The sequence below is a fragment of the Paenibacillus sp. PvR098 genome, assembly GCF_017833255.1.
Taxonomy (GTDB): Bacteria; Bacillota; Bacilli; order Paenibacillales; family NBRC-103111; genus Paenibacillus_G.
In genome coordinates this window covers 3,260,001-3,283,301 of record NZ_JAFIBU010000001.1, presented here as the reverse complement: position 1 = coordinate 3,283,301, position 23,301 = coordinate 3,260,001, and the positions used below count along the sequence as shown (strand labels likewise).

At 49.8% G+C, this 23,301-nt stretch carries 22 protein-coding genes, 2 tRNA genes and 2 rRNA genes; 5 read left to right on the top strand and 21 right to left on the bottom strand.

Annotated elements, in window-relative coordinates:
- Nucleotides 1–91: 91 nt before the first annotated feature.
- The 5 genes from prmC to JOE45_RS16315 form a co-directional block, all read right to left on the bottom strand.
- Entirely contained in the window at nucleotides 92–964 is an 873-nt protein-coding gene (prmC, locus tag JOE45_RS16335; RefSeq protein WP_210023265.1) for a peptide chain release factor N(5)-glutamine methyltransferase, read from the bottom strand.
- Nucleotides 965–974: 10 nt separating this feature from the next.
- On the bottom strand, nucleotides 975–2,054 hold the full coding sequence (prfA, locus tag JOE45_RS16330) for a peptide chain release factor 1 (protein ID WP_210019251.1): 1,080 nt from the start codon (nucleotides 2,052–2,054) through the stop codon (nucleotides 975–977).
- A gap of 49 nt (nucleotides 2,055–2,103) precedes the next feature.
- Complete coding sequence (gene ychF, locus JOE45_RS16325; protein ID WP_210019252.1) at nucleotides 2,104–3,204, bottom strand: redox-regulated ATPase YchF; 1,101 nt, start codon at nucleotides 3,202–3,204, stop codon at nucleotides 2,104–2,106.
- A gap of 154 nt (nucleotides 3,205–3,358) precedes the next feature.
- The gene (locus JOE45_RS16320; RefSeq protein ID WP_210019253.1) at nucleotides 3,359–4,075 is read right to left on the bottom strand and encodes a peptidoglycan recognition protein family protein; all 717 of its coding nucleotides are present in this window, start codon (nucleotides 4,073–4,075) and stop codon (nucleotides 3,359–3,361) included.
- Nucleotides 4,076–4,155: 80 nt separating this feature from the next.
- Nucleotides 4,156–4,860, bottom strand: a complete 705-nt coding sequence (locus JOE45_RS16315; RefSeq protein WP_210019254.1) for a PilZ domain-containing protein — start codon at nucleotides 4,858–4,860, stop codon at nucleotides 4,156–4,158.
- 390 nt (nucleotides 4,861–5,250) lie between these two features.
- Here JOE45_RS16315 and tadA point away from each other — a divergent pair, with 390 nt between their 5' ends.
- Nucleotides 5,251–5,718: a tRNA adenosine(34) deaminase TadA gene (gene tadA, locus JOE45_RS16310; protein WP_280873780.1), complete on the top strand. Its 468-nt coding sequence runs from the start codon at nucleotides 5,251–5,253 to the stop codon at nucleotides 5,716–5,718.
- 182 nt (nucleotides 5,719–5,900) lie between these two features.
- Here tadA and JOE45_RS16305 read toward each other — a convergent pair whose 3' ends face one another.
- The 4 genes from JOE45_RS16305 to JOE45_RS16290 are packed head-to-tail and all read right to left on the bottom strand — an operon-like array spanning nucleotide 5,901 to nucleotide 8,875.
- Nucleotides 5,901–6,569, bottom strand: a complete 669-nt coding sequence (locus JOE45_RS16305; protein WP_461479691.1) for a LiaF transmembrane domain-containing protein — start codon at nucleotides 6,567–6,569, stop codon at nucleotides 5,901–5,903.
- The gene (locus tag JOE45_RS16300; protein WP_210019256.1) at nucleotides 6,569–7,723 is read right to left on the bottom strand and encodes a hypothetical protein; all 1,155 of its coding nucleotides are present in this window, start codon (nucleotides 7,721–7,723) and stop codon (nucleotides 6,569–6,571) included. Before JOE45_RS16300 ends, JOE45_RS16305 begins: the two co-directional genes overlap by 1 nt.
- Nucleotides 7,710–8,228 (bottom strand): anti-sigma factor family protein, encoded by a 519-nt coding sequence (locus tag JOE45_RS16295; protein ID WP_210019257.1) that lies wholly within the window; start codon nucleotides 8,226–8,228, stop codon nucleotides 7,710–7,712. The genes JOE45_RS16300 and JOE45_RS16295 overlap by 14 nt, the downstream gene beginning before the upstream one ends.
- Nucleotides 8,225–8,875 (bottom strand): RNA polymerase sigma factor, encoded by a 651-nt coding sequence (locus tag JOE45_RS16290; protein ID WP_245247448.1) that lies wholly within the window; start codon nucleotides 8,873–8,875, stop codon nucleotides 8,225–8,227. The genes JOE45_RS16295 and JOE45_RS16290 overlap by 4 nt, the downstream gene beginning before the upstream one ends.
- 24 nt (nucleotides 8,876–8,899) lie before the next feature.
- Between JOE45_RS16290 and JOE45_RS16285 the strand changes: the two genes are divergently transcribed.
- Both JOE45_RS16285 and JOE45_RS16280 read left to right on the top strand, forming a co-directional pair.
- Nucleotides 8,900–8,975: transfer RNA gene (locus JOE45_RS16285), tRNA-Arg, on the top strand.
- A 115-nt stretch (nucleotides 8,976–9,090) separates the two neighbouring features.
- Nucleotides 9,091–9,249, top strand: a complete 159-nt coding sequence (locus JOE45_RS16280; protein WP_210019258.1) for a hypothetical protein — start codon at nucleotides 9,091–9,093, stop codon at nucleotides 9,247–9,249.
- A 57-nt stretch (nucleotides 9,250–9,306) separates the two neighbouring features.
- Here the strand turns inward: JOE45_RS16280 and map are convergent, their stop codons facing one another.
- Nucleotides 9,307–10,059: a type I methionyl aminopeptidase gene (gene map, locus JOE45_RS16275; RefSeq protein WP_210019259.1), complete on the bottom strand. Its 753-nt coding sequence runs from the start codon at nucleotides 10,057–10,059 to the stop codon at nucleotides 9,307–9,309.
- 123 nt (nucleotides 10,060–10,182) lie between these two features.
- Here map and helD point away from each other — a divergent pair, with 123 nt between their 5' ends.
- Both helD and JOE45_RS16265 read left to right on the top strand, forming a co-directional pair.
- The gene (gene helD, locus JOE45_RS16270) at nucleotides 10,183–12,531 is read left to right on the top strand and encodes an RNA polymerase recycling motor HelD (protein ID WP_210019260.1); all 2,349 of its coding nucleotides are present in this window, start codon (nucleotides 10,183–10,185) and stop codon (nucleotides 12,529–12,531) included.
- Between the two features lie 104 nt (nucleotides 12,532–12,635).
- Nucleotides 12,636–12,824, top strand: coding sequence for a hypothetical protein (locus tag JOE45_RS16265; RefSeq protein ID WP_210019261.1), 189 nt, complete (start codon nucleotides 12,636–12,638; stop codon nucleotides 12,822–12,824).
- Between the two features lie 52 nt (nucleotides 12,825–12,876).
- Here JOE45_RS16265 and JOE45_RS16260 read toward each other — a convergent pair whose 3' ends face one another.
- From JOE45_RS16260 to JOE45_RS16210, 11 genes are all read right to left on the bottom strand, one after another.
- On the bottom strand, nucleotides 12,877–13,020 hold the full coding sequence (locus JOE45_RS16260; protein WP_210019262.1) for a small acid-soluble spore protein P: 144 nt from the start codon (nucleotides 13,018–13,020) through the stop codon (nucleotides 12,877–12,879).
- Between the two features lie 25 nt (nucleotides 13,021–13,045).
- The gene (locus tag JOE45_RS16255) at nucleotides 13,046–13,228 is read right to left on the bottom strand and encodes a hypothetical protein (protein WP_210019263.1); all 183 of its coding nucleotides are present in this window, start codon (nucleotides 13,226–13,228) and stop codon (nucleotides 13,046–13,048) included.
- A gap of 16 nt (nucleotides 13,229–13,244) precedes the next feature.
- Nucleotides 13,245–13,592 (bottom strand): hypothetical protein, encoded by a 348-nt coding sequence (locus JOE45_RS16250; protein ID WP_210019264.1) that lies wholly within the window; start codon nucleotides 13,590–13,592, stop codon nucleotides 13,245–13,247.
- A 344-nt stretch (nucleotides 13,593–13,936) separates the two neighbouring features.
- Nucleotides 13,937–14,024, bottom strand: a tRNA-Ser gene (locus tag JOE45_RS16245).
- Nucleotides 14,025–14,071: 47 nt separating this feature from the next.
- Nucleotides 14,072–15,352 (bottom strand): serine--tRNA ligase, encoded by a 1,281-nt coding sequence (gene serS / locus JOE45_RS16240; protein ID WP_210019265.1) that lies wholly within the window; start codon nucleotides 15,350–15,352, stop codon nucleotides 14,072–14,074.
- A gap of 11 nt (nucleotides 15,353–15,363) precedes the next feature.
- A complete protein-coding gene (pdxT, locus tag JOE45_RS16235; protein ID WP_210019266.1) occupies nucleotides 15,364–15,936 on the bottom strand; it encodes a pyridoxal 5'-phosphate synthase glutaminase subunit PdxT in 573 nt (190 codons plus the stop codon).
- A 37-nt stretch (nucleotides 15,937–15,973) separates the two neighbouring features.
- Nucleotides 15,974–16,855, bottom strand: coding sequence for a pyridoxal 5'-phosphate synthase lyase subunit PdxS (gene pdxS, locus JOE45_RS16230; protein WP_210019267.1), 882 nt, complete (start codon nucleotides 16,853–16,855; stop codon nucleotides 15,974–15,976).
- 121 nt (nucleotides 16,856–16,976) lie between these two features.
- On the bottom strand, nucleotides 16,977–18,272 hold the full coding sequence (locus JOE45_RS16225; protein ID WP_348632603.1) for a D-alanyl-D-alanine carboxypeptidase family protein: 1,296 nt from the start codon (nucleotides 18,270–18,272) through the stop codon (nucleotides 16,977–16,979).
- A 128-nt stretch (nucleotides 18,273–18,400) separates the two neighbouring features.
- Nucleotides 18,401–19,858, bottom strand: coding sequence for an IMP dehydrogenase (gene guaB, locus JOE45_RS16220; RefSeq protein WP_210019269.1), 1,458 nt, complete (start codon nucleotides 19,856–19,858; stop codon nucleotides 18,401–18,403).
- A gap of 173 nt (nucleotides 19,859–20,031) precedes the next feature.
- Nucleotides 20,032–20,148 (bottom strand): 5S ribosomal RNA (rrf, locus tag JOE45_RS16215).
- Nucleotides 20,149–20,208: 60 nt separating this feature from the next.
- A 23S ribosomal RNA gene (locus tag JOE45_RS16210) occupies nucleotides 20,209–23,130 on the bottom strand.
- Between the last annotated feature and the right edge of the window lie 171 nt (nucleotides 23,131–23,301).

The following is a 23,301-nucleotide window of genomic DNA, read 5'->3' as shown; positions in this document are numbered from 1 at the left end:
AACAGCCCCTCTCAAATCTCGAACTCTAGCTCTTCTGGTTGCTAGTATGTCCGATTTAAGAGAGTTTAAACGCGGGTGGGCCAAACGAATGCTACCTTCTTCTTCGAAAAGCGATCACATGCCTTTCAATGCCAGCCAAATCGGGGACGATCCGAATCTCGTCCCAATCGGCCGCGCGCTCCAGTAAATGCCTCACCTCTCCGGCTTGTCCCATGCCGACCTCAAAACCAACCATCGCCGGAACGGCGGGCAGCTCCGCCAGCTGCGCCGTCAGCCTCCGGTACGGCTCCATTCCGTCCTCGCCGCCGTACAGTGCCGTCCGCGGCTCGAAGAGCCGCACCTCCGGCTGCAGCCCCGCCTCATCCGCCTCCGGAATGTACGGCGGATTCGAGACTACCAGATCTAGCCGCTCACCTCGCTCGATCCACGGGCCGAGCAGGTCGCCTTCCATGAAAGCGACCCGCTCGGCTACCCCATGGCGCGCCGCATTCGCCTGCGCCACCTCCAGCGCGCCCGGCGAGATGTCCGAGGCCATCACCCGCCACCGCGGACACTGCACAGCGAGACTCACAGCGATCGCACCGCTTCCGGTGCCTACGTCTGCTACCGCCGGCTCCTCGCCTTCGTCCCACAACTGCCGTCCGAGCAAAATCACCTGCTCGACCAACAGCTCCGTCTCCGGCCGCGGGATGAGCACCTCCGGCGTTACGGCATAGGGGAGCCCGTAGAACTCCTGCTCCCCTACGATATATTGCACCGGCTCACCACTCGCCTTGCGTTCAATCAGCCGCTGCCAGTCTGCATCCCGCTCCTGCGGGAAAGGCTCGGGCCAGCGAAGAAGCAGACCACTGCGGCTCTCGCCGAGCAGATACTCGAGCAGCCGACCGGCATTCGCCTCCGGCTCTCCAACCCCACTCCGCCGCAAAAAAGAAGAAGCCTCTGCATAGGCTTCACGTATCGTCATCGGCCGCTCTTCACGCACCGGCGTATTCTCCTTTTTCCATCTGCTCAGTTTGCGATGCAATGGTCAGCGAGGAGATAATTTCCTCAATATCGCCGTTCAGCACGGCGTCAAGCCGGTGCAGCGTCAAGCCAATCCGGTGGTCGGTCACACGGCTTTGCGGGAAGTTATAGGTCCGAATTCGCTCCGAACGGTCGCCCGTTCCCACTTTACTTTTGCGCTCAGCACCATACTTATCCATCTCTTCCTGCTGCATTTTATCGTAGATCCGTGCGCGCAGCACCTGCAGCGCCTTCTCTTTGTTCGAGTTTTGGGATTTGCCGTCTTGACAGGTGGCTACAATCCCTGTCGGGACGTGCGTGACGCGAACCGCCGACTTTGTCGTGTTGACGGATTGTCCACCCGCTCCGCTGGAACAGAACGTATCGACACGGATGTCCGCGTCATGGATTTCGATGTCAAAGTCCTCCATCTCCGGCATAACGGATACCGTTGAAGTGGACGTATGAATCCGTCCTCCCGATTCCGTTGTCGGAATGCGCTGCACGCGGTGCGCGCCGCTCTCAAACTTCAGCTTGCTGAAGGCGCCTTTGCCGCTCACCGAAAAAATAATCTCCTTAAACCCGCCAAGATCATTCATGTTCACGTCCAGCACTTCCGTCCGCCAGCCTTGTGTATCGGCATATCTCGTATACATCCGGTATAGATCGGCCGCGAACAATGCCGCTTCGTCCCCGCCTGCAGCGCCGCGGATTTCCACGATGACGTTCTTGTCGTCATTTGGGTCCTTCGGCATCATCAGCACCTTGATGCGCTCTTCCAGCTCCGTCTTGCGCTCCGACAGTTCCTCGAGCTCCAGCTTCACCAATTCCTTCATTTCGTCATCCAGCTTTTCATTCTGCATGACCCGCGCCGCATCGTATTGCTCCGACACGCTCTTGTATTCCATATAAGCGTCGTAGGTTTCGTGGAGATCGGATTGCTCTTTGGAATACTCCCGCAGCTTTTTGGAGTCGCTCGTCACATCCGGATCGCAGAGCAGCTCGCTTAATTTCTCATATCGGTCTGCTAACGCTTGTAACCGGTCCAGCATCGTATTTCACCCTTTCTTTCTTTGATTATATCCATCATACCGAGAATCCTTATACATTGAAACGGAAATGCATGACGTCTCCGTCTTTCACTACATATTCTTTGCCCTCAAGGCGCAGCAGTCCTTTTTCCTTCGCTCCGTTCATGGTACCCGAGCTGATCAGATCATCATATCCTACAACCTCGGCACGTATAAATCCGCGCTCAAAATCGGTATGAATCACGCCTGCTGCTTGAGGCGCCTTCGTACCCTTACGGATTGTCCAGGCACGAACCTCCTGCACACCCGCCGTAAAATACGTATACAGCCCGAGTAAACGGTATGCAGCCTGGATCAACCGGTTCAGGCCGGAATCCTGCAGCCCGAGCTCCTCGAGAAACATCTGCTTGTCCTCTCCTTCGAGCTCGGCGATTTCCGATTCCACCTTTGCGCTGATCGGAACCACTTCCGCGCCTTCCCCGGCAGCATACTCACGCACCTTTTGGACATAAGGATTGTCTTCGGCGCTAGCCACCTCGGCCTCACTGACATTCGCCGCATACAGCACCGGCTTCATCGTCAATAAATGCAGATCACGGATTAACTGTTTTTCCTCATCGCTAAGCTCCACACTGCGGGCCGGCTTATCGTTATACAGCGCTTCTTTTACCCGTTCGAGGCATTCGACCTCCTGCGTGTATTTCTTGTCGCCGCCCTTCATGTTCTTGCGAGAGCGATCGATACGCTTGTCTACCGAGTCTACATCCGCCAGAATCAGCTCGAGGTTGATCGTCTCAATATCGCTGATCGGATCGACAGTCCCCGATACATGCGTAATGTTCTCGTCCTGGAAGCAGCGAACCACGTGTACGATCGCATCCACCTCACGAATATGGGCCAGGAACTTATTGCCCAGGCCTTCGCCTTTGCTTGCGCCTTTTACAAGGCCGGCGATATCGACGAATTCAAATGCCGTCGGCACGATGCGGTTCGGGTTCACGATCTCAGCCAGACGGTCCATACGCTCGTCCGGAACCTCCACTACACCGACGTTTGGATCTATCGTACAAAAAGGGTAGTTCGCCGACTCCGCCCCGGCTTGTGTAATTGCATTAAACAACGTAGACTTGCCGACGTTCGGCAGTCCGACGATCCCTGCTTTCAATGCCATGTCAAGGACAACTCCTTAATAGTTTGACTAGTAAATTCCTAACATAAAATTATACTACAAATAGGCCCCCTATGTCACCTAATCCCTTTTGGAAAATCGTACCCCGATCAAATGCAAAAACCGGCTTGCCTACTGCAGGACCGGTTTTGTTCCCTTACTGTGCTCCCTGCCCCGAGATCCGGCGCAGCTCATTAGCCAGACGGTTAAACTCCACTTTAGCCGTTACGTCATTCACTGCGAAAAACGATGCCGATAAAAAGCGGATCATCTTGTTCGCATCCTCAGCGGATATCAGCACCTGCGGCTCCGGTATGACGCTTGCCAGGTACTCATCCTCTACATCCCGCACGAAATCGGCGAACGTTTTGCCGAGCTGACGCAGCGGCTCCTGAGGATCGCTGCGTCGCGCCGGATCGAGCATATAATGACCCGTAATATCCGTAGATGGATTTAAACCATAACGATAGCAAGCGTAGGCCATCACCCATACATAACGCTTGTACGATTCATCCAGAAGAATACGCCCTCCGTGGCACAGCTCCACCCCGCCCGCCGCATCGTTAGCATTGGCGCCATATCTTGCATTGTCCGTAGTGACATTATAAATGACGTGATACGCTTTCTCCGCAGGCCCGGTCAAAAAGGGAATGCACTCGATGATTTCTTTATCATCCACAAAAATATGAGCAGAGGAAGACATATCGTTACTCGTTCGTTGAAAATACGACACATTAGCTGAGGCCGTTGACCCCGGATTACCCGTATCATGTGCAACCATAAAACGGCACGGGTCCATCATCAAACGCGGACGCCGCTTACTCGGACCAGACAAATAACGGGGGATAATCTCATATTTCATACGAAACGCCACGTTCTTCACCACCTTTAAGATGCTTACTTTACATCAGCTTATGCTTAAAGCCAGCGCTTTGTCCGTGGCGTTCGCCTGAGTTATTTGAAATTGCTCTTCTGCATTTCTTCTTTTTTTAGCGTATAATGCGACTCGACCTGCATTTTTAAAATAAATGCCCGCAGCGAATTCGCTTTTTCTGGCGTTAAATCAACGTATCTCGCCCCATAATAATAGCCTTCAACTGTCGTTTCCGATCTTATGATTTCCGTGGTACATTGCAGCGTAAAGCCTAAATCGAGCGCTAGGCTAACTGTCGAGTTTGTATCCAAATCCATGTACTCAAGCACAGTGAAACCTAACCCGCTGATGCTTAAATTTTGCACCGTGAGCTCGACTTTGCTCTGCAGCAGCCGCTCAATCCCCTCCGCTTCCTTGATGGAAACGATCACTCCGCTTTGATTCACCTTCACCCGAGGATGCTCGCGTTTCTCCGCGAAACGGCTTTGATTATGGGGTGGATTGATCACCATGAGCGCGCCATGGTCCTTAGCTACAATCGTAGATTCAAATACATAGATACCGCCTGGCGAATACACAGTCAGTTTAACCTTATCCCCGAGCTCAAACGCCTTGAATTCCGACATTTCGATCTCGATAATATCTCCTTCCGCATAGCTTAGAATACCCGTGGAGACAAAATCTTTCTTCTCCACAACAGTTCGGCTTTGCAGCAAAATACCACCTTGACTTCTGTTCTTGATCTTGTCTGCTTCGAACAATTTGCTGGGAGAAGTTGAACTCATTGTAATCAATACCACCTTTCATCAAAAAAATGGAAGCCCTTTATTTTTACCTCGTATAAGTTAGGTATAAGCCATGTGTCAGATAAGACCATGTAACCAGAAGTTTTATCTATAATTAGGTAATTTTACCCATCTGATATATTACTTCATTATATAGATTGCAGGAAAGCCATTCAACTGATTTTTTACAAATATCGTTCCTAAACGATTATTCACATATTCAACATCCTGTGAATAACTGAAACTATTTGAATTAAACTTGCTCTCCAAGCATGATTTTTCTACAATGGATGTAGTTAACGCGTAACTTATCCACAATGTTATCCACAGCATGTTAACAACGAATGTTTGTTCGAACTTATTGTCCACAAAATAAATGAGGTGTCTGCATTGTCTTTATGGGAAGAACATCTGCCTTACATGAGAGCCGCGATGGAAGAGGCCCGAAAAGCGGAGTCGATTTTGGAGGTACCGATTGGCGCAGTCATCGTACGCGGTAACGAAATTATCGGACGCGGCCACAATGTCCGCGAAACGACGCGCGATCCGCTCGCTCACGCCGAGCTGATCGCGATCAAACAGGCAAGTCAGCATCTGGACGCTTGGCGTCTATTGGATTGTAGACTCTATGTAACGCTCGAGCCATGCCCTATGTGTGCAGGTGCCATTGTACAGTCCCGTATCCCGCAGGTTATTTACGGCACCCCCGACCCGAAAGCCGGCTGTGCTGGAACGCTGATGAACCTGCTTCAGGAGGATCGTTTTAATCATCGGGTTGAGGTCATCAGCGGTGTGCTCCAGGAGGAGTGCGGTGCCATGCTAACGCAATTTTTCCGCAAATTACGGGGAAAGGCGTAGCTTGAACAGCTCTGCGTGAAGGATTCACTTCCTACACCAGTACACGTGATATCCTGTCGTCTCGATACCCATATGTTCCATCTAGATTTGCCGTTGTTGACCGCCGTTCCTTTCATATAATGCAACCCAAATAAACTTCAAGGCCCTGCAGGAACCGTCCTGCAGGGCCTCTCATATTATCGTTACATCTCTATCGGCATCAGTTGGTTATCCCTGTTCCGCAGTTCTACCGGAACATCCTGGGGCAGCACCACAGTCACATTCATATAGGGATAGTACGAATCAAAGCCCTGACGAACCGGGGGCTGCTTCACCTGAACATACATCGTATCGCCGATTGTGTGAACGGCATAAGCGTTCTCTTCGGGAGCCTCCGGCATTTCGTCCTCCTGCGCCCTCTCCCGATAACTGCCGAACAAATGAACGGACCGCTCCGGGGTCTGATCTACTTTGACCAGTGGACCGCTCGTCTGCACAATAATTCGTTTGACCCCGTCGCCGACGGCTTCCCGCACCTCGGGCAGGTCTACGGTACGCTCAACCGTTCCTACCATTCGCCTTACCTCGCCGAGAACGCCGATGCTGGTCAGAAAGGCAAAGCCCAAGGAACTGATGAACAACAATCCAACGAAAAACACACTCATCAGATCATAACGGACAACGCTGTTTTCCTTCCTCATCCATATCAGGTAAATGAGAATTTCAAGGCCTAGCAGCACAAACAGGATCGGCCACCAAGCAAAGAACGTATCGAAAGCGTCCAAGCCCTTCAGTTGAGATAAAAACAATGTCACACCAAGGAAAATCAGTGACAACCCCATGGATAAGGTTCCTACGCGCCATGTCCTCATCAAGTCCGTTCCCCCTTCCCCCGCTTGCTTCCGAACAAGAGCCGAAGACCGCCCCCGATGAGCAGCACGCATACAATGAATGTATGGAAGTATTGGCGGTACCAATATATGATTTCTCGGCTCATTTGCTCATCCAACCATCGGTCCAATCCGTTAATCAGGACGTTATCGACCAAGTAATACAAGCCCAATCCGAGCAGTCCGACACCGATCCACCGCTGATGATGCATCAGCCAATCGACGACCGGTACATCCCTGATCTCCTCGCGCCCGTATCTTGATATATACTGCAGCCCATCGAAAAAGCTGAAAAACCATATAATCGGAATCAGGAACAAAAACAGCGACAATCGAAGCACGTCCATGATATAAATACCGAACAGGAATGCTGCCATGAGCTGTAAACCGCGCTTTTGCAAACCAAGATACATATGTCCCGCTCCGGGGAAGATGGAAAGCAGCATAGCGAGCGTTTTGTTCTTTTTACCGGACTCCCTAGTATCTTGAAAATCCTCGAATATGGAACGATCCACCAGCTCCTCCCCCCGATGCTTGCGGTTCAACTGCTGCACACAGTCGAACATGCAGTAGAGCCAGATGATAGGAAGCACACCCAAGAAGGCAAGAAACTCCTCTCTATTCGTTAACGCAGTAACGAAAAAGATCATAATCGTAAGTCCGAAGAACGTCACCAAAAACGCCAGTCCCCGCTGCATTAAGCCCAATTGGAAGTGGCCGAGTCCAGGAACGAACGACAGCAATATGGTGATAAAACGGTCGTTGATCTGTGAATCTTGGGCCGGTGTCGGTCCCCAAACGGAGGAGTTAGGCTCCCCCTGCATAGGGTCGTGAGGGTCAGCTCCTGCTGTACCCCAGTTTGCGGGCTGCGACCTGCCCAGCAGCGTACGAATCACATCGATTAGGTTGACCGCCCAAATGACGAACGCCACAAACAGCATAAAAAAGTAAGGAAATTCATTGTACCCGAATATCCGGTGAACACGTGCCGCAACCATCACGACCAGCAGCAGTAACGAGCCGAAAAATCCGCCGCCATACAGGAGCGCTTTGACGGGACGGCCCAAATATAAGTGGCCAAGTCCAGGGATGAACGATAGTACAAAAGCAACCATCGGGTTTTTATTTGGATTCATGGGTACCCCCTCTTTCGTATCTCGGTTGAATGGAATCGAGCATGCCGATCGTTTTGTTCATCAGCTTCTCAGAGACAGAACCGTGCAAGACCGCTTCTGCCTCCACTTTTTTCCCCGCGGCGGTATCAAAACGCTCGATTTGCTGCGTAAGGGTCTGGAATACTCCGGTGTTCATGAGAATCAGCGTGATTGCTGCAGCTACCGCGTAATGGAAGAACGGGTGCTGAATCCACGGTATACGTAGTTTACGTTTGGATTGCTCCGGCACCATATCTACCAGCCTAGTTGGCGGCAATTCTTGTTCCAGACGTATCATCACCGCTTCAGAAAAAGCTTCTTGATTCTCAAGTTCCGGCAGAAGATCGCCAGCCTGCTCTAAACATTGCATACACAACTCAAAGCATGCATCGCAGCTGTCCAAATGCGCTTCGCAGGTTGCTCTCTCTGCGGATGTCAGTTCATCCCTCACATACTGAAGCCATGTTTCTGTTCTCCTGTGATTCATTCCCATTCCTCCTCCTTCCATACCTTCCGCATGTATTGTTTAGCCCGGTACAGCTTCGATTCCACCGTTTTCAGCGCGATCTGCTGCTCCTCGGAAATTTGTTGATAGCTCTTCTCTTCAATATAGAAAGCAACTACGACGTCACGGTAGCTCTCGGGGAGCTGATCTACATAATCGCGTACCCGATCTCTGCGCTCCCGGTAGATTACCGTATCCTCCACAGGGCATTCCCGCAGCAGCGGCTCCGCTCCGAGTCCCTCCCACTCAATGGTCAGCTCTTCCTTCTTTCGGTCTTTGGACCGTTTGAAATCAATCGCTTTGTTGACGGCTATGCGTGTCATCCAGGTTTTCAAACCTTGATACCGGTATTGGGGGAGAGACGTGTATATCTTCATTAGCGCTTCCTGGGTCACATCTTCAGCGTCCTTCGTCGATCGGAGCACGGCGTAGACCGCTTTGAACAAATAGCTCCCGTACTGATCCACCAGCTCACGAAACGCATCCCGCTCGCCCGCCATGATTCGCGCAATCCATGCCTCTTCCGTAATCGTCTCCCCCTCCTCTCTGGATAATAGACGTCGCCAGCCGAATATATTACTGCACCTTTTTTTAAAAATTTTTATATGACTTTCTTCCCGGTCCGGCATATGTTATAATATCCATGGTTTCACGTCCCCGTAGCTCAACAGGATAGAGCAGTCCTCTCCTAAAGGACAGATAGTGGTTCGAGTCCTCTCGGGGACGCCATACATATAGCTTGCTTACTTTTTCTAACCTGACAGGCCTTATCATTTAGGGCCTTTATTTATTTCCGCGCATAAAAAATCGCCTCTGCCGCCACAATAGCGAAGAGGTGATTTCCATGGACAAATGTACCGCTCAAGCTGAAGAAATATATATTTATAACAACGAAGACATCAATGACGTTAAGGAAGACGCCACCGGTGAGGATAGCTTGTCCGCCGGGTATGCTGCGGAACCCCTACCGAGCCCATCGGCGAGGAGCGGGGACCGCCCTTAAGCTAAGGCTGCCGTCCATACTACCGGACGGTGCTTTTTCTTTTTGAAGACCGATTCATCACATCATTCCTTCAGTGATCACCAGCGGCCCGTCTTTGGTAATAGCAACGGTATGCTCGAATTGTGCCGACAGGCTGCCGTCATAGGTACGGGCCGTCCATCCATCAAATTCGATAAACATCTCATGCTTGCCTGCATTAATCATAGGCTCAATGGTAAAAACCATGCCTTCCTGCAGACGAACACCGCGGCCCGGCTTGCCTACATGGGGTAACGATGGATCCTCATGCATGCTTCGTCCAATTCCATGCATGGCCAGATCGCGTACGACGGAGAAACCGGCTCCTTCTGCGTGCTTCTGCACGGCATGCATTACATCGCCCATCCGATTACCCACTACGGCCTTCTCGATCCCCAACATCAGGCACTCCTTGGTTACACGCATCAGGCGCTTCGCATCAGGCGAAATCGTTCCAACCGCATATGTACGGCATGAATCCGCACACCATCCGTTGTAACGACAAACAATGTCCACTTTGACGATATCTCCATTTTGCAGCGGTTCTTCGTTCGGGAATCCATGGGCGATCACATCATTGACAGAAGTGCAGGTAGCAAACGGATACCCTTTAAACCCTTTAACGACTTGCTCAGCCCCTTGCTCCTGGATAAATCGTTCGGCAAAATCATTAATAACCATTGTGGAAAGTCCCGGCCTTATCATCTTGGCGATTTCCTGATGACACTTGGCGAGAATCTCACCGGCTTGGCGCATAAGTTCAATTTCTTCCGGTGTTTTGATGGTGATCATACGCAACCCTCCTAAATTTCAGGTTATCATACCACTTCAGGTTATTGTACGCAATTGCTCATAAAAGTTCCCTTGTGGTAAGATGTTCAGACACGATTTTGCATATAAAGGAGCTGACCTTCCTTGAGTCAGGATAGCGCTTGGCAGGAAGAACAGCATAGGCTGGAGCTTGTGCTGAATGAAGTTCGTAAGCTGATCGAACGGTCAGAAGCACTGTCCGAACAACGAAAATCGACAGTAGCCGAAGCACGCAAAGATTTCTGGGACGACATTACGGTCAATCTGGCGAATCCCGACGACATTATGGAGACTTACTCCAGCATTACGCAGCAATCCATGATGCTCGCCGGTCAAGAACGAAGCCTGCAGCATGCCGAGGATACCAAATACCGCTTGCTGCGGATGTATAACTCTCCCTATTTTGGCCGGCTCGATTTCACGGAAGATGGCTCTTCGGATACCGAGAAAATATATATCGGGATCGCTTCAGTGCTGGATGAGAAGACGCAAACGTATTGGGTATACGATTGGCGTGCTCCGGTATCCAGCCTGTTCTACGATTATCCTCCCGGCCCTGCCAGCTATGAGACGCCTGTGGGCAAGATCAATGGCACCTTAGACTTGAAGCGCCAATTCATGATTCGCAGCGGAGAAATGAAAGCGATGTTCGATACTGGCATTACCATCGGCGACGAGGTGCTTCAGCAAATTCTCGGACAAAATGCCAACGACCATATGAAATCGATTGTGGCTACCATACAAAAAGAGCAGAATCAAATTATCCGCGACGACCGCCACCGGGTACTGATCGTTCAAGGCGCGGCAGGCAGCGGGAAAACATCCGTAGCTCTGCAGCGGGTGGCTTATTTGCTGTATAAGCACCGCCAAACACTTAGCAGCGACAACATGGTGCTGTTCAGCCCCAACGCCTTGTTCAACAGCTATGTCTCCAGCGTGCTTCCCGAGCTCGGTGAAGCTAATATGCAGCAAACGACGTATCAGGAGTATTTGCAGCTGCGCCTCGGCTCGCAATTTCAAATAGAGGATGCTTATAGTCAGATCGAGGCTATGCTTACCTCCCATGGCGATCCGAAGATTGAAATACGCAGGAGCAGTATTCGCTATAAATCTTCCAAAGCATTTGTCGGCATAATAGACAAGTACGCTCAGCAGTTGGAGTCAGAGGGTATGCTGTTTGTTGACCTAATCTTTCGAGGCAAAGTGCTCGTTGCCAAGCAGCAGATGGCCAATTATTTTTACAGCTTGGATCGGTCTATAAAACTGAGCAACAAGATCCATTTAGTCAAAGAATGGCTTTTAAAAGAACTGAAGCGTTTAGCTAGAGATGAACGAAAACAGCCTTGGGTCAAAGAGGAAATCGAGCTGCTGGATAAGGAAGATTATCAGCGCGCCTACAACGCGCTTCAGAAGCAAAGGGGTGACCGGGAGGTTGCTTTTGAGGATGCTCAGCAGGAAGCTCTGCTGCTTAGCAAATACGTCGTTCACGAAAGATTCAAACCACTGAGGAAGAAAATCAAGCAGCTCCGCTTCATTTCGGCGACAGCACTGTATAGACAGCTCATATCAGACGGCTCTTGGTTTGCCAAGGCCGCTAAGGCGGATGACCGTGAAACCCCTCCGGAATGGGAATCCATTCGGCAGATGACACTCGAGCAAATCGACCGCGGCGAACTGCCATATGAGGATGCAACGCCACTGCTGTATTTAACCGGTTTGATTGAAGGATTTCATACGTACAATACGGTTCGTCATGTCATTATCGATGAAGCGCAGGACTATTCGACGTTTCAGCTAGTGTTCCTGAACCGATTGTTCCCCTGGGCAAAAATGACGCTGCTGGGCGATTTCAATCAAGCCATCTATGCGCATTATGCAGCGGAACCTGACTATGGCATGGCCGGATATGAAATGATATACGATCTTTACGGTCGTGATCAAGTGGAGCTGATTCGTCTGGTCCGCAGCTATCGGTCAACGAAAGAAATCGCTGAATTCACGAAAGCCATTTTGCCATTTGGGGAACCCGTTGAGCCCTTCAACCGCAGCGGAGAGCCACCGAAGCTGAAGGCCGTACCGGATGAGTCCATGCTGACGGAAGCCTTGCTAGGGGAAATCGGACGCCTTCAAGCGGCGGGAACCGATACCATCGCCATTATATGCAAGACAGCCCAGGAGGCGGGTGAAGCGTTTGAGAAGCTTTCGAGCCGACTGCCAAAGCTCCAATGGATTACTAAAGAAACACGTATGTTTCAGGCCAGTGTGGTCGTTATTCCCGCATATTTAGCCAAAGGACTCGAATTCGATGCCGTGCTCATTTATAACGGTTCAGCCGAGTATTACCATAGAGAAAGCGAGCGTAAGCTGCTTTATACCGCCTGCACCCGGGCTATGCATTTGCTTACAATATTCCATACAGGAGCGCCTAGTCCTTTTCTTACGCACAATCCGTAATCATTCTTGAAAAAAGTGAAGAGAACCAGCTGAATATGGTTCTCTTTTTTTTGGGTTCATGGTAAAATGAGGATTGAATGTCACAATCGAGGTGGGTACTAATCATGACCGCAGATCACTGGTATTACATCATTTATGATGAGTTTTCCATTTCCATTTGTACTCAACTTGATGAAGTGATTGATGCGGTAACCGCTGGTGCTCTACTTTACGGTTATACCGATAACGAACCTAATGCTTATGAACTGATGACAGAATGCTTTCACAAAGTAGAGCTAGAAAAAAATAATTGACCAAGTTGTATTGGAACAGCCCCTTACGTAAGGTAAGAGGCTGTTTTCTTTGTTAACCCTCGCCGTTATTATGACGGCTATGGTTTTGATTTTTCACTTTCTTCGAGCCGGACAACGGTTCATTCGGCTGAAGGTGCTCGTCTTGATTTTGACGGCCGCTCGGCGGGTTTACCGGTTGAGGAATATCTTTAGGCATAGCTAACCCCGTCTCCCTTCGCTGATTACTCTTTATCCATTAGCATTGAAGTATGCGGTGTTTCATCGTGATTTAATGCATCCTGATGCCGGTGATCATTGGTTTGCTGCTGCACCTGCTGCGCTTGATGGCTTGTGACCACCGTTTTTTCCAGATCTTTCACGACATTTTGTACATTTTTATCCACGCTGCTTTTATTCTTCGTCATTCAGCCATTCCTCCGTTTAACTGTGCGTAAAAGCATGAAGCTGCTGTGCGCACTCGTGGATATGCCTTACATAATCATCAACCAACGTCTGAATAATATCTGTTCGCTCATCGACAGTATTCCCATCCCGTTCCACGTCAACGAGGTCTACCTTTACTTCTCTGGAATCAACATAAGTACATTTGAAATCAAAGCTATAATTATTCCGGCCCGCCGTAGCAATATGAACGCGCAGCACATTCGGCTCCGCTTCATCGGCCACGACTTCCGCTCGGTCCGAAGCATTCAGCACGGTAGGCAGCGTTCGCGCCCATGCCTCCGCTAGACGTTGATGATCCACTTGTAGGCTATCCTTTTTGCTCATAAGTAACACCTCCACAGTACTAACATGCGGAGCTGCCGTCCTCCTTATACCACGGAAGTCTAAGTAAAAAAAGCCATGTGTACCGTCGCATTGCGTAGATTAGCCAAATGGCATTAGCAGCGGATGAAGTCAGTGTAACCGGGCAGCTATTGGCGCAAAAATTGGCAAATACTAGTGCGAAATTATCAGCGATGCCTCCAATAATAGCTTCCGATTCAGATAGATTAATTTTCAGCTTATCAATGGTGAGGATTCGTTCTCTGGAATCATTTCCGGAGGAACAAAAAAACGACCTTTAGCAGGTCGCTGATTTTTTGTTTATATGTAGCCATTTATTATAATAATGGCGGAGAGGGTGGGATTCGAACCCACGGAGGCTTGCACCTCGGCGGTTTTCAAGACCGCTGCCTTAAACCACTCGACCACCTCTCCGGGTGACAACAAGCATTGTATCACAAAAACCAAAGCAATATCAAGCGCTAATTTTTACTGATTTTCGTAACATTACCCATATAAGGCTGAAGCACTTCCGGAATCAGTACACTGCCGTCTTCTTGCTGATAATTCTCTAGGATGGCGGCAACGGTACGGCCAATGGCCAATCCCGAGCCATTGAGCGTATGCACAAATTCAGGCTTCGCCTTGGTGTCACGGCGGAAGCGAATGTTCGCGCGGCGTGCTTGGAAGTCCTCGAAATTACTGCAGGACGATATCTCACGATAGGTATTGCTATTAGGCAACCATACCTCAAGATCATACGTCTTAGCCGACGAGAAGCCCATATCGCCCGTACAGAGCGACAACACACGGTAAGGCAGCTTAAGCAGTTGCAGCACCTTTTCCGCATCCAACGTTAGCTTCTCAAGCTCCTCATTGGATTGCTCCGGTGTTGTCAGCTTCACCAATTCAATTTTGTTGAACTGATGCTGTCTGATCAGACCCCGGGTGTCGCGTCCGGCTGAACCGGCTTCAGAACGGAAGCAAGCACTAAACGCCACGAAATATTTCGGCAAATCCTCGAGGGACAAGATGTCTTCCCGATGATAGTTGGTCACAGGGACTTCCGCCGTAGGAATCAAGAAATAATCGGTTCCCTCCAGCTGAAAAACATCCTCAGCAAACTTCGGCAGCTGTCCTGTTCCCATCAGACTATCCCGGTTAACAATATACGGTGGCAGCATCTCTTCGTACCCATGCTGGTCAGCATGCAGATCCATCATAAAATTCATTAAAGCCCGCTCGAGACGCGCCCCAAGCCCTTTATAAAACACAAATCGTGATCCGGTTACCTTCGCCGCAGACTCAAAATCCAATATGCCCAGCTGCTGCGCCACTTCCCAGTGCGGCTTCACCTCGAATGAAAAGCCCGGAACCTCACCCACACGGCGAATTTCTTCATTATCTTCCTCCGACGCACCTACCGGCACTCCGTCTTGAGGAACGTTGGGAATGGATAACACGATGCCATCAAGTTCGGACTCCAACCCACGAATCTCTTCATCCAACACCTTGATTCGATCTCCGACAACCTTCATTTCTTCAATTAGATGATTCGCGTCTTCCTTAGCTTTCTTCAGCTGAGCCACTTCCTGCGAAACTACGTTTCGACGGTTTTTCAGCTGCTCTACTTCCTGTAAAAGCTCTCTGCGCTTCAAATCCAGGCTCGTAAAACGGTCAAGCTCCTCGAGGTTTTTTCCCCGGTTTTTCATGGCCTGTTTCACTCTGTCCATATCGCTGCGCAGCAATTTTACATCCAACAAGGAGATCCCTCCTACCTCGTCTCACGTACCATGTCTATAAAATAAGCGTGCATCCGCTCATCATCGGTTAATTCCGGATGAAACGAGGCAGCCAATAAATGCCCTTGCCGCGCGGCCACAATCTGGTCGCGATAGGTAGACAGTACTTCCACATTGTCTCCCACTTTGACAATCAAAGGAGCACGAATAAAAACAGCACGAACATCCTTATCGATCCCTTTGATATCCAAATCCGTCTCAAAGCTTTCGCGCTGTCGCCCAAAAGCGTTCCTAGCCACTTCGATATCCATCAATCCCAAATGCGCCTCTTCCTGCCCGACAATATCCTTCGCAAGAACAATAAGTCCCGCGCAGGTGCCGAAAATCGGCTTGCTCTGCCGCGAAAATTCGCGTAGAGCATCCAGAAATTGATAGGTCCTCATGAGCTTGCCAATCGTAGTGCTTTCGCCCCCGGGAATAATAATTCCGTCGATTTCTGGCAGCTGCTCCACTCTTTTTACGATAACGCCTTGAGCTCCGGCCTTCTCTATCAATTTGATATGTTCAGCCACGGCGCCCTGCAGCGCCAAAACTCCGATTTTCATCCCACTCTACCTTCTTCCCGAACGAAACGACAATGGATTACCAGCCGCGATCTTGCATCCGCTCAGATGCATGCAGCTTGGAAATTTCGATCCCCTTCATCGGTGTGCCGAGGTTTTTCGAAATATTTGCAATCAGCTCGTAGTCTGTATAGTGTGTAGTAGCTTCAACAATGGCTTTTGCGAATTTTTCAGGGTTGTCCGATTTGAAAATACCGGAGCCTACAAATACGCCATCCGAGCCCAAGTGCATCATTAAAGCCGCATCCGCCGGGGTAGCTATACCGCCTGCCGCAAAGTTAACGACTGGGAGACTTCCTGTTTCATGTACTTGAAGCAGCAGTTCATAAGGCGCACCCAGATTTTTGGCTTCAGCCATCAGCTCGTCTTTGGACAAGGACTGAATTTTGCGAATTTGTCCTGTAATCATACGCATATGACGGACAGCTTCTACGATATTCCCCGTTCCAGGCTCACCCTTGGTACGAAGCATCGATGCGCCTTCGCCGATTCTGCGGAGCGCTTCGCCAAGGTCTCTTGCTCCACAAACGAAAGGCACTGTAAATTCATGCTTATTAATATGAAACACTTCATCGGCTGGAGTGAGCACTTCGCTTTCGTCGATGTAGTCTACGCCCATCGATTCCAGCACTTTCGCCTCCACATAATGACCGATCCGCGCTTTGGCCATAACAGGGATAGATACGACTTTCATAACCTCTTCCACGATCGTTGGGTCCGCCATACGGGCCACGCCGCCAGCCGCACGAATATCGGAAGGCACTCTTTCAAGCGCCATAACAGCGGATGCGCCAGCCGCTTCTGCGATACGAGCCTGCTCCGCGTTCATGACGTCCATAATGACGCCGCCTTTTTGCATTTCTGCCATACCTTTTTTTACTCGCGATGTACCTGTTTCCATTTCCCTATTCCTCCTACAACATATCGATATATTTCCACGATCCGCCTAAATAGGACAAACTAACTAAACAAATATTTTACATCAAGCGCGCCAAATAAACAACCTGTTTCATCGGATTTTATCAGCTGGTGACGCCTTTGACGGTATCAACAAAAAAGTCCTTGATCGCTCTGAAGAACAAACGGATCCAGCTTCCTTGCTCCACTTCTTCCTTTGCAACCATATTAGCTGTCTGTTCTTGCCCGTGATAAGTTACCTTTACCGTGCCAAGCACCTGACCCTTAGTTATTGGAGCGACAAGCTTGCTTTCATCGGCTGGCGCCGTTGTAATGGTGAATTGATCATCGGCAGCGCCTTTTTTGGCAACAATGGAAACTCCGGATTCCGTAACTACCGGAACTTCCGTCTCCACACCTTTTTTAATATTTACCGTTTTCATGGAATCTATTTCTGCTTTCGCACCCACGACTTGTTTCAACTCAAAATTCGTGAAGCCGTAATCCAGCACCTTCCGAGTTTCTTCAAAACGACTCGGCTCAGTTGCTGTCCCCATTACAACGCTGATTAGTCTCATTCCATTACGTTCCGCCGTTCCGGTAAAGCAGTAGCCTGCTTCATTCGTGCTCCCCGTTTTCAAACCATCCAGCCCTTCATAAGCAAACCGCTTAAAATTGATTGTATTCCGATTGTCCCAAAGCATCCAGTTCCAGTTGATCATCGGTGATTGATCTCGCTCACGGAACTTTTTCGACGGGATTTTCGTATATTCCAGTACTTCTTTATGATCCTTTAAAATATGATAAGCAATAATAGCGGCATCCTTTGCAGTAAGCAGCGTTTCCCCCTGCAGCTCTTGTGGAGCGTACTTGCCAAGGTCGGCTCTGCCCAAACCCGTCGAATTAATAAAATGAGCTCTCTCGGACAATCCAAATTCTTTCGCTTTTTCGTTCATCATCTTAGCGAAATTCTCCTCGGTACCGCCAATGTGTTCAGCCAATGCAACAGCTGCATCGTTGGCCGAGTAGATAGATAAAGCGGAGAACATATCATCTACCGTAGCTTGTTCCCCTGAAGCCAGCAATATCTGCGACCCTATCACTTCTGCTGCATATGGACTGGTGGTAACCATCGTTGTCTTCTCGATTTTGCCCGATTTAACTGCATCCATGACTAAATATTCCGTCATCATCTTAGCCATGCTTGCCGGAGGCAATGCCTCGTCAGCGTTATATTCATATATAATCTGGCCGGTGCTCGCTTCCATCAATATGGCGGATTTTGCATTAAGCTTTAAATCCACAGGGGTATCCGCCGCTTGAACCGCTGCTGGCTGAACCAGAGTAAGTGACGTGTTTAACAAGAAGGTGACAGCTACGACTAAACAAATCCTTTTTACATGACGAAACAACCATCTCACTCCCAATACTAAATTTTCATTCTAAGACATATACAGGCCTGTTTTATTGTAACACAAGCCTACGAAACTGTACAAAAACAAGAAACGGAAGCCGCAGCTCCCGTTTTGAATTTATGAACGATCTCAAATTACATAGAGTAGTTCGGCGCTTCCTTCGTAATTTGAATGTCGTGTGGATGACTTTCTCGAAGCCCTGCACCTGTGATGCGAATGAATGTTGTCTCATTGACGAGAGCATCAATATTCCTTGCTCCGCAATAGCCCATACCTGAACGAAGTCCGCCAACCAATTGATAGAGTGTGTCTGCCAAAGGTCCTTTGTATGGTACACGTCCTTCGATACCTTCCGGTACCAATTTGCTTTCGTTCTCCTGGAAATAGCGATCCTTGCTGCCTTCCTTCATGGCTCCAAGTGAGCCCATACCGCGATAAACTTTAAAACGACGGCCTTGGAAAATTTCCGATTCGCCCGGACTTTCTTCGGTGCCTGCAAACAGACTTCCGATCATGACCGCGCTGGCTCCTGCAGCTATAGCCTTGGACACATCGCCTGAATATTTAATACCGCCGTCTGCAATGATCGGTACATTATATTGTTTTGCCACCGAAGCACAATCGTAAATCGCAGTAATCTGCGGTACACCAATCCCTGCAATAACCCGAGTAGTACAGATTGATCCAGGGCCAATACCGACTTTTACCATGCTTGCTCCAGATTCGATCAGATCTTTGGTAGCTTCTCCCGTGGCAACGTTACCTGCACAGATTGGCAGATCCGGATACTGTTCACGAATTTTCTTTACCGTATTTAAAATATTAATATGATGACCGTGAGCAGAATCCACTACGATCAAATCAATGCCCGCTTCAACCAAAGCCGCGGCTCGTTCCATCACATCTTTGGATACGCCCACCGCCGCACCAACGAGCAGTCTGCCATGCTTATCTTTGGCGGAGTTCGGGAATTGAATCGCTTTTTCAATATCCTTAATCGTGATAAGACCCTTTAAAATCATGTTTTCATCGACCAAAGGCAGCTTCTCTATCTTATGTTTCTGCAAAAGAACTTCGGCCTGCTGCAGCGTAGTTCCTACAGGTGCGGTTACGAGCTCTTCTCTCGTCATTACTTCTTTAATTTTGATGGAATAATCATGAACAAAACGAAGATCACGGTTTGTCAAAATCCCAACCAATCTTTTATTTTCATCACAAATCGGCACCCCGGAGATCCGGTATTTTGCCATGAGTTCTTCAGCATCATAAACATGGTGTTCTGGGGTAAGGGAGAAAGGGTTCGTGATTACGCCGCTCTCGGAGCGCTTCACCCGATCAACTTCTTCCGCTTGTTGAGCGATCGTCATGTTCTTATGAATGATGCCGATGCCGCCTTCTCTTGCCATAGCAATCGCCAAAGCGGATTCCGTTACGGTATCCATGGCTGAGCTGAGAAACGGAATGTTAAGCTTGATTTTATTCGTCAAATTCGTTGAAATATCAATTTCTTTACCAAAAACGTCCGATTTACGCGGAACAAGCAATACGTCGTCAAATGTCAGTCCTTCTTTAGCAAACTTATTCTCCCACACAAAATGATCCTCCTTATTTACATCCCGCAAGATATTATTGCAATCTTATCAAAAGCCCAAATTTGGTGTCAAGCACAAAGTCATGAAGATTTTCATCGATTTTCATTTATAGTATACCAAATTAGACAAAAAAAGAGCCCATTCGGATCGTGATCCAAAAAGGCTCTTGGTTCGCTTGGCGACGTCCTACTCTCCCAGGACCCTGCGGTCCAAGTACCATTGGCGCTGGAAGGCTTAACGTTCGTGTTCGGTATGGGTACGCGTGGTTCCCTTCCGCCATCATCACCAAACATATTCAGGTTTGCGCCCTGAAAACTGGATCGAAACAAAGCATGCTGAAGTTCATGTATTTGGATAAGCCCTCGACCGATTAGTATTCGTCAGCTCCACACGTTGCCGCGCTTCCACCCCGAACCTATCAACCTCGTCGTCTACAAGGGGTCTTACTAATTGGGAAATCTCATCTTGAGGGGGGCTTCACGCTTAGATGCTTTCAGCGCTTATCCCTTCCGTACTTAGCTATCCAGCCGTGCCTCTGGCGAGACAACTGGTACACCAGCGGTACGTCCATCCCGGTCCTCTCGTACTAAGGACAGCTCCTCTCAAATTTCCTACGCCCACGACAGATAGGGACCGAACTGTCTCACGACGTTCTGAACCCAGCTCGCGTACCGCTTTAATGGGCGAACAGCCCAACCCTTGGGACCTACTTCAGCCCCAGGATGCGATGAGCCGACATCGAGGTGCCAAACCTCCCCGTCGATGTGGACTCTTGGGGGAGATAAGCCTGTTATCCCCAGGGTAGCTTTTATCCGTTGAGCGATGGCCCTTCCATGCGGTACCACCGGATCACTAAGCCCGACTTTCGTCCCTGCTCGACCTGTTTGTCTCGCAGTCAAGCTCCCTTATGCCTTTGCACTCTTCGAATGATTTCCAACCATTCTGAGGGAACCTTAGGGCGCCTCCGTTACTCTTTAGGAGGCGACCGCCCCAGTCAAACTGCCCACCTGACACTGTCCCCATACCGGATCACGGTACCAGGTTAGAACTCCGATACGATCAGGGTGGTATCCCAACGTCGCCTCCACACAAGCTGGCGCTCATGCTTCTCAGGCTCCCACCTATCCTGTACAGATCGTACCAAAGTCCAATATCAAGCTGCAGTAAAGCTCCATGGGGTCTTTCCGTCTTGTCGCGGGTAACCTGCATCTTCACAGGTATTAAAATTTCACCGGATCTCTCGTCGAGACAGCGCCCAAGTCGTTACGCCATTCGTGCGGGTCAGAATTTACCTGACAAGGAATTTCGCTACCTTAGGACCGTTATAGTTACGGCCGCCGTTTACTGGGGCTTCGGTTCACAGCTTCGGATTGCTCCTAACCGCTCCCCTTAACCTTCCAGCACCGGGCAGGCGTCAGCCCGTATACTTCGCCTTGCGGCTTCGCACAGACCTGTGTTTTTGCTAAACAGTCGCTTGGGCCTTTTCACTGCGGCCCCCTCGGGCTATTCACCCTACCGAGGCACCCCTTCTCCCGAAGTTACGGGGTCATTTTGCCGAGTTCCTTAACGAGAGTTCTTCCGCGCGCCTTAGCATGCTCTGCTCGCCTACCTGTGTCGGTTTGCGGTACGGGCACCTTCTCCCTGGCTAGAGGCTTTTCTTGGCAGCCTGAACTCATGACCTTCGGTACTGTAATTTTCCCTCCCCATCACAGCTTAGCCTTAATGATGTGCGGATTTGCCTACACATCAGCCTTACTGCTTGGACGAGCATCCATCAGCTCGCGTCACTATCCTTCTGCGTCACCCCATTGCTCATAACGGTTCACGGTGGTACAGGAATTTCAACCTGTTGTCCTTCGACTACGCCTTTCGGCCTCGCCTTAGGTCCCGACTAACCCTGAGTGGACGAACCTTCCTCAGGAACCCTTAGGCTTTCGGCGGATCAGATTCTCACTGATCTTTTCGTTACTCATACCGGCATTCTCACTTGTAACCAGTCCACCAGTCCTCACGATCTAGCTTCAACCCGATTACAACGCTCCCCTACCCCATGACGTCATAGACGTCTAGTCATAGCTTCGGTGGTGTGTTTAGCCCCGTTACATTTTCGGCGCAGAGTCACTCGACCAGTGAGCTATTACGCACTCTTTAAATGGTGGCTGCTTCTAAGCCAACATCCTGGTTGTCTGTGCAACTCCACATCCTTTCCCACTTAACACACACTTGGGGACCTTAGCTGATGATCTGGGCTGTTTCCCTCTTGACAATGGATCTTAGCACTCACTGTCTGACTCCCGGGATAACGTCTGTGGCATTCAGAGTTTGACTGGACTTGGTAACCCTTGGCGGGCCCCGCACCCAATCAGTGCTTTACCTCCACGACGCATCTCCCGAGGCTAGCCCTAAAGCTATTTCGGGGAGAACCAGCTATCTCCGAGTTCGATTGGAATTTCTCCGCTACCCCCACCTCATCCCCGAATTTTTCAACATTCGTGGGTTCGGGCCTCCAGTGCGTGTTACCGCACCTTCACCCTGGACAGGGGTAGATCACACGGTTTCGGGTCTACGTCCACGTACTCAAGCGCCCTATTCAGACTCGCTTTCGCTGCGGCTACGGCTTCTCACCTTAACCTCGCACGGGAACGTAACTCGCCGGTTCATTCTACAAAAGGCACGCCATCACCCATTAACGGGCTCTGACTTCTTGTAAGCACACGGTTTCAGGTTCTTTTTCACTCCGCTCCCGCGGTTCTTTTCACCTTTCCCTCACGGTACTGCTTCACTATCGGTCACCAGGGAGTATTTAGCCTTGGCAGATGGTCCTGCCGGATTCCCACGAGGTTTCACGTGTCTCGCGGTACTCGGGATCCGTCTAGGGTTTTCGCAGAATTTCAGCTACAGGGCTTTTACCTTCTTTGGCCGGCCTTTCCAGACCGCTTCACTTACTCTGCTCAACCCACATTGACGTCCCACAACCCCAGAAAGCAAGCTTCCTGGTTTGGGCTAATCCGCTTTCGCTCGCCGCTACTGACGGAATCACTTTTGTTTTCTTTTCCTGAGGGTACTTAGATGTTTCAGTTCCCCTCGTATGCCTCCAATGCAGCTATGTATTCACTGCATGGTACATGCGAATTACCACATGCGGGTTCCCCCATTCGGACATCCCCGGATCAAAGCCTGCTTACGGCTCCCCGAGGCATTTCGTCGTTCGCCACGTCCTTCTTCGGCTCCTGGTGCCTAGGCATCCTCCGTGTGCTCTTTATAGCTTAACCAATGCTTCGACATGAAGTCTTAGCGTAGTTATAGATCAAAGATCTAAGGATGATTCAGCATTGTTACTTTGTTTCGATATCCAGTTTTCAAGGAACAAACAAGTCACAGCTTTTCAGCAGCGACAATGAAATTATTATCATACTCGCCCAACCAATTCAAGCGGTAGATTA